The organism is Burkholderia sp. 9120 (assembly GCF_000745015.1).
In the GTDB taxonomy this organism is placed as follows: Bacteria; Pseudomonadota; Gammaproteobacteria; order Burkholderiales; family Burkholderiaceae; genus Paraburkholderia.
Genome location: NZ_JQNA01000001.1, coordinates 1,256,622 through 1,272,370, shown reverse-complemented (window position 1 = coordinate 1,272,370; position 15,749 = coordinate 1,256,622). Strand labels below are relative to the sequence as shown.

Here is a 15,749-nt window from a genome sequence, read left to right as displayed (position 1 = left end):
GCTGAACAGCTCGGCGACGGTGTTTTGCCTGCGCTCTCTGGAGAGCGTGCGCCGCCGCCGGCTGCTATACGTCGGCCCGTCAGTGCGGGCCGTCTGGGTGCCAGTGCGCGTCGAGCTTCGCGATCAGTTCGCTGCGTTGCTCGGGCGTGACGAACGACGCTTCGAAGCTGTTGCGGATGATCGTGTAGACCTCGGCATCGTTGAGCTTCAACGCGTCGATAGTGGCGAAATAATTGGCGTTCACGTAACCGCCGAAATAAGCGGGATCGTCGGAATTCACCGTCACGGCGACGCCGCGATCCAGCAGGTCCTTTAGCGTGTGTTTGGTCAGATCGTCGAACACGCACAGCTTCAGGTTCGACAGCGGACACACGGTCAACGCCACGCGCGAATCGGCCAGACGCGCAACGAGCGCCGGATCTTCGATACTGCGCACGCCGTGATCGACGCGGTCCACTTTCAGCAGATCGAGCGCTTCGTAGATATACGACGGCGGGCCTTCTTCACCCGCATGCGCGACCAGTTTCAGACCGAGCGCGCGCGCCTTCGCGAACACGCGTTCGAACTTCGAGGGCGGATGGCCGCGCTCCGACGAATCGAGCCCCACGCCGATCAGGCGATGCTTGTACTGCTCGAACAGCGGCCGCGCTTCTTCGAAGGTGGCGAGCGCATCTTCTTCCGACAGATGACGCAGAAAACACAGAATCAGCTTGCTGGTCATGCCGCGCTTTTCAGCGTCGGCGAGCGCGCGTTCAATGCCGGCGACGGCCGTCGCGATCGGCACGCCGCGTTCGGTGTGCGTCTGCGGGTCGAAGAAAATTTCGCTGTGAATCACGTTGTCGGCGAGGCAGCGTTCCACATATGCCGTCGTCATGTCGTAGAAATCCTGCTCGTGCAGCAGCACGCTCGCGCCGGCGTAATAGATGTCGAGGAACGATTGCAGATCGGTGAACGCGTACGCGGCGCGCAATGCGTCGATCGAGTCGTACGCGAGCTTCACGCCGTTGCGCTCGGCGAGCGCGAAAATCAGCTCGGGTTCGAGCGAGCCTTCAATATGAATGTGCAACTCGGCCTTCGGTGCCCGCGCGGTTTTGTCGGCGAGCGTCGTGGGGGTAGCGGTCGTTGTAGTCATGGTCGGTCAGGGGTGGTGTTGGAGTCGGTTCGCACTGGATGCTGTCGCCTTATCTGAGGGCTGTCGGACAAGGCGCCTTGCGTCAAACCGTATGCGTCGCGTGATGCAGGCCTGCGTTCGCCTCGACGGCTTGCAACACCTGCGCCGCCGCCGAGATCGCGATGATTTCCGGCGACTTGTCGACGATACCGTCCACGCCGAGCGGGCATTTCATTCGCCCGATCAGCGCCGGGTCGAGGCCGCGCGCGGCGAGCCGGTGTTCGAACTGCTTGCGCTTGCTATGCGAGCCGATCATGCCGAAGAACGCGAAATCGCCACGCCGCAGAATCCGCTCGGCCAGTTCCAGATCGAGCGCGTGGTTATGCGTCATCACGATGAAGTAAGTGTTCGGCAAAGCCTGGTCGATGGCTTCGTCGGGGGCGTCGTTCGGATCGATTTTCACGTTGGCCGCGTGCAGCAGTTCGGCCGGCGGAAACTGCGCGTCGCGCTCGTCCACCCAGCGCACCGCGCACGGCAGCGTGGCCAGCACGCGAACCAGCGCCGCGCCCACGTGACCGGCGCCGAACAGCACGACCGAAAAGTCGCCTGGCGCGACGGTCTCGGTGAGCAGCGCGCCGCTGTCGTCGAAGCCGGCGCCGTCCCACAGCAGGCAGTCGGCGGCGTCGACACCCGGCTCGGGGTCGGACAGCATCACCGCATCCGGTGCGGGGCCGAATGATACGCTACGCACCGTCGATTGGCCCGCGGCCACGCGTTTCGCGAGCGACGTAATCCAGCCGAGATCGCCGATATCGAGCCGCTCGAACGCGAGAATCACCGCACCGCCGCAGCACTGGCCGAGGCTTGGGCCGAGCGCGAAACGCTCCAGCCGGCGCATGTGCGGCGAGCGCATGCCGTCGCGCAAGACCTGGCGCGCGGTCTCGATCGCTTTCCATTCGAGGTGGCCGCCGCCAATCGTGTGTTTCGCCGATTCGCGCGTGACGATCATCTTGGTGCCGGCCTCGCGGGGCGCCGACCCTTCGACGCGCGCGACCGTCACCAGCACGGCGGCGTCGCCGTGCGCGAGCAGTTGTTGCAGGTCAGGTAGCCAGGCTTGCATCCGGCGGGTCTCCATACAGGGCCGCGCGGGGTGTCCGTGCGGCCGGTTGAGTGTGGTCCGACGCGTTCGTGTCGCGTGGGGCCGTGGTTCGGGTGGTTCGGTTCATGCGCTTCGATTCACGTTCTTCACATCACGTCGCTCGATTCGGCGGGTTGCGTGTCGCTTGCCGCATGTAAGGCGTCCAGCGCGTCGAGAATCGCCTCGGGCGTGGCCGGCGCGCGTAAGGGCGGCGCTTGCTGCGCGTTCGGCACGGCGGCCGCGATCGCGTCGCGAATCGCCAGAAACACCGAGAACGGCAGCAACAGCGGCGGCTCGCCGACCGCCTTCGAGTGGAACACGGTCGGCTCGGCGTTGCGGTTCTGATAGAGCTGCACGTGGAACGCCGCGGGCGTGTCGCTCACCGCCGGAATCTTGTACGTGGACGGCGCATGCGTCATCAGACGGCCGTCGCGGTTCCACCATAGTTCTTCGGTGGTGAGCCAGCCCATGCCCTGAATGAAGCCGCCTTCCACCTGACCGATGTCGATCGCCGGATTGATCGACTGGCCGGCGTCGTGCAGCACGTCCGCGCGCACCAGTTTCCATTCGCCGGTCAGCGTGTCGATCACGACTTCCGACACCGCCGCGCCGTACGCAAAGTAATAAAACGGGTGACCGGTCAGCGTTTTCGCGTCCCAATGAACCTTCGGCGTGGTGTAGAAACCGTCCGACCACAACTGCACGCGTGCCAGATACGCGGCGCTCACCAGTTGTTCGAACGGCATCGCGCCGCCGTTCACCGACACCTCGCCGTTGGCGAAGCGCACGTCGTTCGCGTGGCCGCCGAGTTGCTTCGCCGCAAGTTCGGCGAGCCGCGCGCGGATGGTGTGCGCGGCGGCTTCGGCGGCTTTGCCGTTCAGATCGCTACCGGTCGATGCCGCGGTCGCCGAGGTGTTGGCGATCTTCGACGTGTCGGTTGCCGTGACCCGCACGCGCGTGAGCGGCAACCCCAATGCATTGGCGACGACCTGCGCGACCTTCGTGTTGAGCCCTTGGCCCATCTCGGTGCCGCCGTGATTGACCAGCGCCGAACCGTCTTTGTACACATGCACCAGCGCGCCGGCCTGATTCAGAAACGGCACGTTGAACGAAATGCCGAACTTCACCGGCGAGAACGACAGACCGCGTTTGAGCACCGGGCTCGTTGCGTTGAAGGCCGCGATTTCCGCGCGGCGCGCGCGATAGTCGCTGGTGTCGAGCAGTTCGTCGGTCAGCGGCGCGATCACGTTGTCTTCGACACGCTGCCCGTACGGCGTCGTATCGCGCTCGCCGATCCCATAGTAATTGGCGACGCGCACGTCGAGCGGATCGCGCTTCAACTGACGCGCGATGCTGTCGATCATCACCTCCATCACGAGCGCGCCTTGCGGGCCGCCGAAGCCGCGAAACGCGGTGTTCGATTGCGTGTTGGTCTTGCAGCACAGCGCGACGATATCGACGTCGGACAGGTAGTACGCGTTATCGAAATGGCACACGGCGCGCGTCGCGACGGCGCCGGAGAGGTCGGCAGAATAGCCCGCGCGCAAAGCGATTTCGACGCGCGCGCCGAGAATGCGGCCGTTGTCGTCGAAGCCGGCTTCGTATGCGTAGATCGCGTCGTGGCGCTTGCCGGTGATCATGAAATCGTCGTCACGATCGGCGCGCAGTTTGACCGGGCGGCGCAGCAGTTTCGCCGCCAGCGACGCCACGCACGCGAACACTGCCGATTGCGATTCCTTGCCGCCAAAGCCGCCGCCCATGCGCCGGCATTCGCACACCACGCTATGCGCCGGCCAGTCGAGCATATGCGCGACTACCTGCTGCATTTCGCTCGGATGCTGCGTCGAACTGTAGACCAGCATGCCGTCCATTTCTTTCGGCACGGCGTACGCGATCTGGCCTTCGAGATAAAACTGTTCCTGACCGCCGACTTCGAACGTGGCGGCGATCCGGTGCGGCGCGGCGGCGATTTTAGCGGCCGGCTCGCCGCGCTTCAGATGCAGCGGCGGCAGCACGTATTGCTGCCGCGCCTTGGCTTCGGCGGGCGTGAGGATCGCTTCGAGCGGCTCGTAGCGGATCACGTCGTCGCTCTTCGCGAGCGCGGCGGCGCGGCGCGCGAGGTCGTGGCTTTCGGCGATCACGGCGAAGACCGGCTGGCCGAGATACAGCACTTCGTCGACGGCGAGAATCGGGTCGTCGTGCAGCACCGGGCCGCAATTGTTTTCGCCGGGGATATCTTCCGCGGTGAGCACGGCGATCACGCCGGGCGCGTTTCTGACCGCGTCCAGATCCATCGAGACGATCCGCGCGTGCGCGTGGCGCGACAGGCCAAGCGCGGCGTGCAGCGTGCCGTGCAGTTCGGCGACGTCGTCGGTGTAGGTGGCTTCGCCGCTGACGTGCAGCGCCGCGGATTCGTGCGGCAGCGAGACGCCGATTGCCGTGTCGTGGTCGAGCGACGCGACGTGCCTGGCGGCCGGATTCGCCGCGTGCCTTGCAGCCTGATTCACGATCGGTTTCACGGCCTGATCGACGAAAGCATCGGTGCGGTTCATCACGACGGCTCCTTCGCCACGAGGGCGTCCGGTGCGCCGGTTTCGAACGCGAATGCATTCACGTCGCACAGCGCGAGCGGCGCGTCGTCGCGCGTTTCGAGGTGGAAGCGCCACAGCACGTTGCGCGCCACCTTCAGCCGGTAAGCGCTCGACGCCCGCATGTCGCTAAGCGGCTGGTAATCGGCGACGAGCGCGTTCATGGCTTGCCGCGCGGTGCTTTCGTTCCATGTCGCGCCGCTCAGCACGGCTTCGGTTTGCGCGGCGCGCTTCGGCGTCGCCGCCATGCCGCCGAATGCGATACGGGCTTGCCGGATCGTGCCGGTTTCGTCGATCTGCAAGGCAAAGGCCGCGCACACCGCCGAGATGTCCTGATCGTAGCGTTTCGACACTTTGTAAGTGCGAAAGCGCAGCGTGCCCGCCGGCCGCGGTACGCGCAGCGCCGCGACGAATTCGCCCGCTGCCAGCGCGGTTTTCTGGTAGCCGAGGTAGAACGCGTCGAGCGGCAGCGTGCGGGTTTTCGGGCCGTGACGCAGCACGACTTCGGCGTCGAGCGCGAGCAGCGCCGGCATCGAATCGCCGATCGGCGACCCGTTCGCGACATTGCCGCCGAGCGTGCCGGCGTTGCGGATCGGCAGCGACGCGAAGCGGGTCCACAGTTCGGCGAGTTCGGGGTAATCGACGGCGAGCGCGGCGTACGCGTCTTCGAGCGTGGCGGCGGCGCCGATGGTCAGCATTTGTGCGTCGCGCTCGATCGTCTTCAATTCGGCGACGTTGCCGATGTACAGAATGTCGCCGAGATCGCGGAACTGCTTGGTGACCCACAGGCCGACGTCGGTGCTGCCGGCCAGCAGGCGCGCCTGCGGATGCTCGGCACGCAGACGGGCGAAGGCGTCGAGCGAAACCGGCGCGTGGAAGGCGGGTGAGCCGAACCCGGCGCCGCGCGAGTCGGGGGCGCGGTATTCGAAGGTGTCGCGGCGTTGCAGCGCGCGCAGTTGCTCCGCGATGGCCTGACGGTCCAGCGTCACGCGCGGGTATTGCGGGTAATCGAACATTTTCTGCGACGCGTCGACGATCGGCCGGTAGCCGGTGCAGCGGCACAGATTGCCGGACAGCGCGGCGTTGATCTCATCGCGGGTGGGCAGGCCGGCGGCGGCCGGCTGGTTTTCGTACAGCGCCCACATCGACATCACGAAGCCGGGCGTGCAGAAACCGCATTGGGAGCCGTGGCAATCCACCATGGCTTGCTGGACGGGGTGCAGCGTGCCGTCGGCGGCGCGCAGGTCTTCGACGGTGAAGAGGGCGCGGCCATCGAGCGTGGGCAGGAACTGGATGCAGGCGTTGACCGCTTTCAGCGCCAGTTCGCCGTGCGCGTCCAGTTCGCCGATCACGACGGTGCAGGCGCCGCAGTCGCCTTCCGCGCAACCTTCCTTGGTGCCCGTGCAACGCAGATCCTCGCGCAGGTGCTGAAGCACGGTGCGCGTCGCCGGAACGTCCGCGACTTCACGGACGGACCCCTGGTGATAAAAGCGGATGGTTTGCGATGTCATGGCGAATCCAGAAGACAGTGCGGACCGGGCGCGCGTTACGCATGGGGTCGCGCCAAAGCCGGCCTCGCGCACGTAGATCGCCATCCAGGTCCGAATTTAGCACTACCCAGTCTCAAAAATATTTCCCATGGCGCATGACGCTTATTCGGATGCGGTCATGAATAAGTACGATTCGCGCCGCGCCGGGAAGTTGCGTGACGGTGAAAATGGCGCAAAGCCAGATGGGGCGGGGTGTGGCGGGGATGTGTTGCGGAATACGGAGGGGAACGGCGCGCGAGGGAGCGCAAACGTAATGAGCGCAAAAAAACGCCGGAGTTCGCGCCGCCGCGAACGGCGGCCGGCACGCCGGCGCTATTCCAATACCGCGGGTGGTTCAGGCGAACCGGCGGCGATTCTTCGTCAGTGTCAGCGCCAGCGGGATGAACGCCACCACGAAGGCGACCAGCGACCACATCGGCAGCGTCAGGCCCAGAATCGGCGGATAGGCCGTTTCGCACAGCCCGGCGACCTTGAACACGCCCGGCAGCCAATGCGCGGGCGGCAGGCTGTCGACCACCGGCTGCAACGCATCGAAACCGCAGCTAAAGCCCGGATTCGCCTGCACGTAGACGTGGCGCGCGGCCGTCAATGCGCCGGCCAGCGCCGACAAAGCCGCCATCACTTCCAGCAGCCGGACCCCGCGCCAGCTATTAAAACGCGCGCCGAGGAACGCGAAAATCGCGATCAACAGGAAGAAATAGCGCTGGATGATGCACAACGGGCAGGGGTCTTCGTGCAGGAAGTATTGCAAATACAGCGCGCCGGCCACGAGGGCGACGCAGATCAGGCCAAGCAGAACCAGCAGGGAGCGCTCGCGGCGCAGCATCGCAGTGTCGTTATTCATGGATTATGTGGCTGTCTTGGAAACGGAAAGGGCGGGTGCCCGCGATTCTAGCGCGAACCCCCGCCCCGCCGCTTATCGCGGTATTACGGCACGTTTGCGGGCGGGGAACGCGGCGATTCGCCGCATTTCCGGCGCGCTTGCGGCTGTATTAATGCGCTCCCGCCCCGCCTTCGCCTTCCCGCCGCCTTCACCCACTCAACGAATCGCGTTCAGCACCGCCTCCGCGGCCCGGCCGATGGCGAGTAACGCGTCGTCGGCATGCGGCGCGCCGGCCAGCATCAGCCCGACCGGCGCGTCGCCGCGCAGATGGCAGGGCAGCGACAGCGCGCACGAATCCAGGAAGTTGAACACGCTCGGATTGCGCAGGATCAACGCATTGGTGCGGCCGAACGCGTCGTCGTCGTTCACCAGGTCGGCCACGCGCGGCGGCAGCACCGGCACGGTCGGCGCGATCACCGCGTCGAACCGCTGCCACAGCGTGCGCGCGGCTTCGTCCAGCAGCGCCTGGCGCTCGGCCAGCAGGTCCAGATAGTCGACGGCGCTGGCCGGCTGGCCTTTGAGAATGCGCACCAGCACGCGCGGATCGTATTGCTCGCGGTGCTTCTCCAGCAACGGACGGTGCCACGCATACGCTTCGATCGGCGAAAAGCCGAAGCGGTTGATCTCCGGCAAACGGTCGAGCGGCGCGAAGCGCACTTCGGTGACGATTGCGCCGGCCGCTTCCAGATGCTTGAGCGCCGTGTCGATCGCGGCGGCAACGGCAGGTTCGACGCCGTCGGTGACGAAATTGGTCAGCACGCCGAGGCGCACGCCTTCGAGCGGCCGGGCGGCCGGAATGCGCGGCTCGAGGCCGGCCAGCATCCGGTCCACCAGCGCGCAGCAGGCGACCGAGACGCCGATCGGGCCGAACGAATCGAGCGTCGACGACAGCGGCACGCCGCCTTGCCTGGGAATCCGGTCGGCGGTCGGTTTGAAGCCGGTCAGCCCGCACAGCGCCGCCGGAATGCGAATCGAGCCGCCGGTGTCGGTGCCGAGTGCGATCGCCGCCATGCCGTCCGCGACCGAGGCCGCCGCGCCCGACGACGAACCGCCCGAAATCCGCTCGTCGCCCTTCACGCCGCGCTGGTACGGCGAGAACGGGTTGCCGTAGTGCGGATTCAGGCCGAGTCCGGAGAACGCGAACTCGCTCATGTTGGTGCGCCCGACCAGCACGGCGCCCGCCCGCTTCAGCCGCGCGACCGCCACCGCGTCCGCTTTGGCGGCGGGCGCGTCGGCGAGTACGACGGAGCCGGCGCGGGTCGGCTGGCCTTCGATATCGAACAGGTCCTTGACCGACACCGGAATCCCGGCGAGCGGCGAGAGGACCGTGCCGGCGGCGCGCAGGCGGTCGTGCGCATCGGCGGCGGCGCGGGCGTTGTCCGCGTCGACGTGCATGAAGACGGCCGCGCCCTGGCCGGCCGGATCGGCAATCCGTTCGAGCGCGGTTTCGACCAGCGCGCGGCTGGTGGTGCGGCCGGCGGCGAGATCGGCGGCGAGCTGGGCAAGCGGCGGGAAGGGCGTGAAGGCAGTGGCCATGATGTCGGTATGAATCCGGTTGAACCGGGCAAGCCGGTTGAGTTCGATTGAGAGCGCGCCGTTCAGGGCGTTCGGTCGAGGGTGCTCACATCCGGTTGAACAGCGTCGCGCGGAACGCCTCGATATGCTTCTGCACCGACTCGCGCGCGCCTTCGGCGTCGCGTTCGCGCAGCAGACGGAACAGCTCGAGATGCTCCTCATGGACGTCTTCCAGATGATGCGGCTCGGACAGCGAAATGAACCAGAAGCGCAGCGACCGCTCATGCAGGCCGCGCAGAATATCGGCCAGCACCGGGTTGCGCGACGCGGCCGAAATCGCCAGATGGAATTCGCGGTCGATATCCATCATGCCTTCAATGTCGTGCGCGGCGACGCACACCGACGAGCGCTCCAGCAGCGCCTGCATCGCGTCGTAATCGTGCTGCTGCGCGTGGCGCGCGGCCAGCTCGACGCAGTAGCTTTCGTTCACGAGCCGCACGTCGATGATCGCGAGCACGTCGTCGAGCGAAACCGGCCGGACCATGATGCCTTTGCGCGGCATGATGGTCAGCATGCCTTCGTGCACCAGCCGATGCAGCGCCTGATGCACCGGCGTGCGGCCGATGCCGGTCAGCGCCATCAGCTCCGCTTCGTTGAGCACCTCGCTCGGCCGCAAACGCATCGTGATGATCTCGCGTTTGACGAACGCATAGGCCTGTTCGGCGAGGCTCGCGGCAGCGGTCTCGCGGGTGGGTCGGGAAGGGCGGGCAGTCTGCAAAAGCGTCATGTGTGGAACTGGCGGGCGATGTCGTCCGCATTGTAGAGCAAGGTTTTGCGCGGGCGGCGCGGCCAGGGCGGGTGAGCGCCGCATGCCGCGCTGCTTGGCGTGCCGGGCCTCGCATGCGCGCGTCCGCAAACAACGCGCACGTACGCAAACACAAACATCAAAGCCGCAAACGCATCAGGCGTTGCCCGGCACGGCCGCCGCCGCGTGTTGCACCTTCACGCGCGGCATCATCAGCGTCACCAGCCCGCCGACGATCAACGCCCCCGCGATCAGCACCAGCCCAAGCGTCACGCTATGCGTCGCGTCCTTGACGATGCCGAGCACATACGGACTCACATAGCCCGCCAGATTCGCGATCGAGTTGATCACCGCGATCCCGGCGACGGCCGCCGAGCCTTGCAGGAAAGTCGTCGACATCGACCAGAAGATGCCGAAGCCCGCGAGAATCCCGACATACGCAATCGACAAACCGGTCACGGCGAGCGGAATCGAGTTCGTGACCGACGCGCTGCCCAGCAATCCCGCCGCGCCGATAAAACAGCACACCGCGTAATGCCAGCGCCGTTCGCCGGTGATATCCGACGAGCGCCCGATCAGAATCATGCCGATGCCCGCCGCCAGATAAGGAATCGCGGTGACGAAGCCATTGGTGACGAGGTTCGTCACGCCGAGATCCTTGACGATCTGCGGTAGCCAGAACGAGAAACCCGCGTTGCCGGTGACGAGGCAGAAGTAGATCAGCGTCAGCAGCCAGAAGCGGCCCGAACGCAGCGCCACCGCGAGGCTATGCTCGGCGCCGGCCGCCGCGGCCGCGCTGTTTTCGCGCGCGAGGCGCTGCAGGATCACGCGCTTTTCGTCGTCGGTCAGCCACGCGGCTTCGGCCGGCGTGTTGCGCAACACGGCGAGCGCCCAGAAACCGGCGAGGATCGACGGAATACCTTCGATCAGAAACATCCACTGCCAGCCGCGCAAACCGTGCGTTTCATGAAGCGCCGACATCAGAAAGCCCGACAACGGCGCACCGATAATGCCGGCCACCGGAATCGCCGCCATGAACACGGCGACCATCCGCGCGCGCCGGTCGGACGGAAACCAGAACGTCAGATAAAGCACCACGCCCGGCACCAGACCCGCTTCGGCGACGCCGAGGAAAAAGCGCAGCACGTAGAACATGGTTTCGCTGTGCACGAACATCATCAGGCACGACAGCAGGCCCCACAGCATCGTGATACGGGCGATCGTGGCGCGCGCGCCGAACTTCTTCAGCAGCAGATTGCTCGGCACCTCAAACACGAAATAGCCGAAGAAAAAGATCCCCGCGCCGAGTCCGTACGCCGCGTTCGTGAGGCCCAGGTCGCCGGTGAACTGCAGCTTCGCGTAACCGATGTTGACGCGGTCCAGATACGACAGCACATAGACCAGAAACAGGAACGGCATGATGCGCCACGTGATCTTGCGCAGGGCGGCGGCTTCGAGCCACGCGTCGGAAGACGCGTCGGCGCTGACGGAGTGCGAAGGGGAGCTCATGGGTGCCTCATTCGACGATAGGTAGCGCGCGCACGCGATAAGCGTGGCGCAGCGTGCGGTTCAGGATCGGGTCGTGCAATTCGAGTTCGAGCGCGTCGCCGTCGAGCATGCCGACGATGCCGCCCTGTACCGCCAGCGTGCCGCAGTACATCGCCGCATCGGCCGCGAGCGGCGCGCGCGTGAGCAGATCGGCGGCCGGCAGCAGCGACGCGACGCTGCCTTGCTGATAGACGCGCCGCTCACCGTTCGTCACGGCGTAGGCGCGCAATTCCAGTTGGTCCCAGTGACCGGCGACGTCGTCGAAACGCCAGGCGTCGCGGGCGAGCGGCTTCGGACATACCTGTTTGGACACCGTGACGCCGTAGGCCTCGACCTCGCGGTCGGTGTGGTCGGAGCCGACCGTGACGAGCAGGCCCGCTTTGCCATTCACCAGCACGCATTCGGCCTCGCCGCTGGACCTCACGCCGACCACGTCGATCTGCTCGGCCTGCGTCAGCAGTTCTGCGCCGAGACGATAGAAACACGGCGTGGTGGACGGCCGTTTCACGCCGAGTTCGGCCAGTTCGGCGATGTGATGCTCGATCGCGGCCTGATCGCGCCCGGCCCAGCCGGCAATCGTCAGACGGTTCACTTCGACGATCTCGGCGCGGCTCGCGCCGCTACGGTCCACAACGTTGAAAGACACCTGCTGCATCACGCACTCCCGTAAAAATATGCGTCAAATATTATTGTGATATTTCACAAGCGTCCAGCGTTTCAAAAACATTCCGGTTTGCGTGTCGCATCGAATCGTTCCATGACCCGGCAAGCCCGTTCCGTGCGGATGTTCCGGCCGACAGGCGTGTCGCGATCCTTTGTTACACTGCGTTTTTGAGACATTACTTTCTGTAAGGATCGCGTTCATGCACCATGGCATCGGCTTCATTCAGGACCTGGCGGTCGTGATGGCGCTCGCCGGCGTCGTCACCGTGCTGTTCCATCGCCTGAAGCAGCCGGTGGTGCTCGGTTACATCGCGGCGGGCGTGATCATCGGACCGTACACGCCGCCGTTCCAGCTGATTCACGACGAGCAGACCATTCAGACGCTGGGCGAACTCGGCGTGGTGTTCCTGATGTTTTCGCTCGGCCTCGAATTCAGTCTGCGCAAGCTCTTCAAGGTCGGCGCGACGGCGATCGTCGCGGCGCTGTCCGAAATCGTGCTGATGCTGTGGATCGGCTATGAGATCGGCAGCGCGTTCGGCTGGAGTTCGATGGACTCGCTGTTCCTCGGCGCGATCCTGGCGATCTCGTCGACCACCATCATCGTCAAGGCGCTCTCGGAGTTGGGGCTCAAGCGCGAGAGCTTCGCGCAACTGGTGTTCGGGATTCTGATCGTCGAAGACATTCTCGCCATCGCGATGCTCGTGCTGCTGTCGGGCATCGCGCAGACCGGGCAGTTGAGTGCGGGCGTCGCGATGGTCACGCTTGGCAAGCTGCTGCTGTTCATGACGGTGTCGCTGGTGGTGGGTATTCTGGTGGTGCCTCGTGCGCTGAACTACGTGGCTCGCGCGAAAAGCGACGAGATGCTGCTGGTGTCGGTGCTCGGCTTCTGTTTCGGCTTCTGTCTGCTGGTGGTCAAGCTCGATTACAGCATCGCGCTCGGCGCGTTCCTGATTGGCGCGATCATGGCGGAGTCGCGTCATCTGCATCGCATCGAGCATCTGATTGCGCCGCTGCGCGACGCGTTTTCGGCGATCTTCTTCGTGACGATCGGCTTGATGCTGAACCCGGCCGTGCTGGTCGACTATGCGTGGCCGATCGCGGTGATCACGGTGGCGGTGATCGTCGGCAAGATCGTGTCGTGCGGGCTCGGGACTTTTCTGGCTGGCAAGGACGGCCGCACGGCGATGCGGGTCGGCATGACCGTCTCGCAGATCGGCGAGTTCTCGTTCATCATCGCGTCGCTCGGCTTGACGCTGAAGGTGACGAGCGCGTTTCTGTATCCGATCGCGGTGGCGGTGTCGGCGTTGACCACGTTGTTCACGCCGTATCTGATCAAGGCCGCGGACCCGCTGACGCAGCGCCTCGGCCAGGCGATGCCACGCACGCTCGTCAATGGGTTCGGCCTCTATGGACAGTGGTTGCGCAGCCTGAGCACCGGGAGCGGTGAACCGACGCTGTTCAGCATGACGCGACGGATCATTCTGCAAATCGCGGTGAATCTCGCGCTGGTCGCCGCCATTTTTCTCACGGTGTCGTATAGCGCGCCGTACACCAGCGCGTGGCTCGCGCATTGGCTGGCTGCCGAGCCGTTGCAGCGCGTGGTGCTGTGGAGCATCGCGCTGATCGTGTCGTTGCCGTTTCTGGTGGCCGTCTACCGGAAGACCAAATCGCTCGCGTTGCTGCTCGCCGAAGTCAGCGTTCAACCGGCGACGGCGGGGCGCTTTACGCGCGCGATCCGTTACGCGATTTCCGACCTGGTGCCGGTGGTGTCCATGGTCGGGGTGTTTTTACTGCTGGCCGCGCTGTCGGGCGGGATATTGCCGCCTACGGGCTTGCTCACCGCCGTGTTGATCTGCGCGGCGCTGCTGCTGGCGCTCGTCTGGCGCTGGTGCGTGAAGATCCACGCGGCGATGCAGATCGCGTTGCGCGAAACTTTCGATGAACAGCCGGATCCCTGATCAGGTCCGGCGAGATTGTGTCGTCTGAAACAACAATGTGAGCAATTGTGTGCGGGTTTGCGGGGCTTGGCTCGCTAGCGGATAATCAGGGCATATTCATTCGTTCGCGTGGAAGGCGCCTGTCTGACTGTCATGAGCGAAAACAAACCTGAAAACGCCGGTCAGCCCGGCAGTCCTCCGTCGCCTTCGGCGTCGCCCGCGCCGTCTGGCGCAAGTCCTTCTGGTGCAATTGCCGGGTCTGGTGCGGGTTCTGGCGCACCCTCTGGTGCGAGTTCCGGCGCAGGTTCTGGCACGGTGACGGGCGCGCCCTCCGGTGCGTCTTTCAAGCCCGCCGAGCCGCCGCCCGATCCGGCGACCTCGTTGCCCCTCTCGCACGAAGATTCCATCCAGTCGCCGATCAAGGACGTGAAAACGCCGTCCGCTGCGTCGGAGGCTGCGGCCGGGGAAGCCGCCGTCAGATCGTCCACCGACGACCCCGACAGCGCCTCCGCCGTGACGCCGGCCGATCCGCAAGCCGCCCGGCAGCGCGATGCCGCCGAGGCGCGCAGTTCCGCTGCGGCATCGACGGCGAAGCAGGAGGCGGCGGTTCATGACAAAGCGGCGCACGACGCCCGCGCCCACGCTAAGCCTGCCGAAACATCAGCCGAAACACCTGCCGCGCCGAAACACGAGACGACGCTGTCGAGCAGCGAGCCGCTTGCCGGCGAAGTGACGTCCTCAGTGGAAGCGGATAGCGTCGCCGCCGTACCGGAAGCGGCCGCCGCCTCCGCCGCGCGTCCGGCCGGCGCACCGCCGCCCGGTTTCGGCGCAGCGCCGGATTTTTCCGCGTCCAATCCGCCGCCGCCCAACGCGTTGCCGCCGTCGCCGCCGCGCTATCTGAAGCAGAACGATTCGGCGTGGACGGTGTTCGGCCGCATCATCGCGGCGCGCGCTCGTCAGTTGTTCGATCGCGCGGGGCAACGGATCACGCAGCGCACGCTGCGCATCGGCGTGTCGGCGCGGATCTTCCACCCGGAGCCGGGTGCGAAGGGGCTGCGCGGCAAGACGCTGCAGTACCTCGAGGAATCGATCGCGCACTGGGTCATGTCGCGCGACGTGCTGGTGTTCATGATTCCGACGGTCGGCCATCAGGGCATGCTGCATCCGAGCAATATCCGTTTGCGCGACTATGCCAAGCATCTGGACGGCCTGTTGCTGCAAGGCGGCGCGGATGTCTCGCCGCAGTCGTACGCGGAAAACGCGACCAGCCACGAGTGGCCGGGCGATCGCGTGCGCGATATGTACGAGCTCGAATTGCTGCATGAATTCATCGAGTCGGGTAAGCCGGTGCTCGGCGTATGCCGCGGATGCCAGCTGATCAACGTGGCGTTCGGCGGCACGCTGTATCAGGACATCGCCACCGACGTGCCCACCGCCGGCGCGCACGTCAACGAGAACTACGATCAGCATCGGCACGGCATTCACTTTCCGGACGGGTCGACGCTGGCCAACATGTTCCCGGGCCGGCGCGATGCGATCGTCAACTCGATCCACCATCAGGCGGTCAAGACGCTGGGGCGCGACCTCAATATCGAAGCGGTGTCGGCGTCCGACGGCATCATCGAGGCGGTGCGTTACCGTCGTGCGCCTTTCGTGATGGGGGTGCAATGGCATCCGGAGTTTCATCGCGCGGGCGGGCCGGAATTGCTGGATTGCACGCCGTTGCTGGATACGTTCCTGCGGGTGGCGCGCGAAACGCGCTTTTAAGCGGGTGGGAGCGCCAGGTCTGCGTTTCGGTGGCGCGGCCTGGCGCTCCGCAAGGTTTGCTGTTTTCCAAAACGTTTTCAGTTCGCCGTGTTTGTCTCTCGACAATCGCGGCTTGCACTTCACGCTCGGGCAATCCGGCTACTGGCGCACCGCCAGGTTTCGCCTGATTCACCTGAATCCCATGCAGATTCGGATTCGTCCGCACATGAGGCGGATCGTCGTGTTTTCGCGCAATCCCACTGTG

11 protein-coding genes are annotated in these 15,749 nt (G+C 65.5%); 2 read left to right on the top strand and 9 right to left on the bottom strand.

What is annotated here, in order from left to right:
- Nucleotides 1–79: 79 nt before the first annotated feature.
- From FA94_RS05610 to FA94_RS05570, 9 genes are all read right to left on the bottom strand, one after another.
- Entirely contained in the window at nt 80–1,132 is a 1,053-nt protein-coding gene (locus tag FA94_RS05610; protein ID WP_035547668.1) for an adenosine deaminase, read from the bottom strand.
- An 82-nt stretch (nt 1,133–1,214) separates the two neighbouring features.
- Nucleotides 1,215–2,231 carry a xanthine dehydrogenase accessory protein XdhC gene (xdhC, locus tag FA94_RS05605; RefSeq protein ID WP_035547665.1) on the bottom strand — a complete coding sequence of 339 codons (1,017 nt, stop codon included), beginning with the start codon at nt 2,229–2,231 and terminating at the stop codon, nt 1,215–1,217.
- Nucleotides 2,232–2,356: 125 nt separating this feature from the next.
- A complete protein-coding gene (xdhB, locus tag FA94_RS05600) occupies nt 2,357–4,801 on the bottom strand; it encodes a xanthine dehydrogenase molybdopterin binding subunit (protein WP_035547663.1) in 2,445 nt (814 codons plus the stop codon).
- Complete coding sequence (gene xdhA, locus FA94_RS05595) at nt 4,801–6,348, bottom strand: xanthine dehydrogenase small subunit (RefSeq protein WP_081935713.1); 1,548 nt, start codon at nt 6,346–6,348, stop codon at nt 4,801–4,803. Before xdhA ends, xdhB begins: the two co-directional genes overlap by 1 nt.
- A gap of 373 nt (nt 6,349–6,721) precedes the next feature.
- A complete protein-coding gene (locus FA94_RS05590) occupies nt 6,722–7,231 on the bottom strand; it encodes a disulfide bond formation protein B (protein ID WP_035547657.1) in 510 nt (169 codons plus the stop codon).
- A 195-nt stretch (nt 7,232–7,426) separates the two neighbouring features.
- The gene (locus FA94_RS05585) at nt 7,427–8,806 is read right to left on the bottom strand and encodes an amidase (protein ID WP_035547654.1); all 1,380 of its coding nucleotides are present in this window, start codon (nt 8,804–8,806) and stop codon (nt 7,427–7,429) included.
- An 85-nt stretch (nt 8,807–8,891) separates the two neighbouring features.
- Entirely contained in the window at nt 8,892–9,572 is a 681-nt protein-coding gene (locus FA94_RS05580; RefSeq protein WP_035547652.1) for a GntR family transcriptional regulator, read from the bottom strand.
- A gap of 174 nt (nt 9,573–9,746) precedes the next feature.
- Nucleotides 9,747–11,099, bottom strand: coding sequence for an MFS transporter (locus FA94_RS05575; RefSeq protein WP_035547649.1), 1,353 nt, complete (start codon nt 11,097–11,099; stop codon nt 9,747–9,749).
- Nucleotides 11,100–11,106: 7 nt separating this feature from the next.
- A complete protein-coding gene (locus FA94_RS05570) occupies nt 11,107–11,793 on the bottom strand; it encodes a DUF2848 domain-containing protein (protein ID WP_035547645.1) in 687 nt (228 codons plus the stop codon).
- Nucleotides 11,794–12,001: 208 nt separating this feature from the next.
- Here FA94_RS05570 and FA94_RS05565 point away from each other — a divergent pair, with 208 nt between their 5' ends.
- The gene (locus FA94_RS05565; protein ID WP_035547643.1) at nt 12,002–13,759 is read left to right on the top strand and encodes a cation:proton antiporter; all 1,758 of its coding nucleotides are present in this window, start codon (nt 12,002–12,004) and stop codon (nt 13,757–13,759) included.
- 132 nt (nt 13,760–13,891) lie between these two features.
- Complete coding sequence (locus FA94_RS05560; RefSeq protein ID WP_035547640.1) at nt 13,892–15,505, top strand: gamma-glutamyl-gamma-aminobutyrate hydrolase family protein; 1,614 nt, start codon at nt 13,892–13,894, stop codon at nt 15,503–15,505.
- The last annotated feature ends 244 nt before the right edge of the window (nt 15,506–15,749 follow it).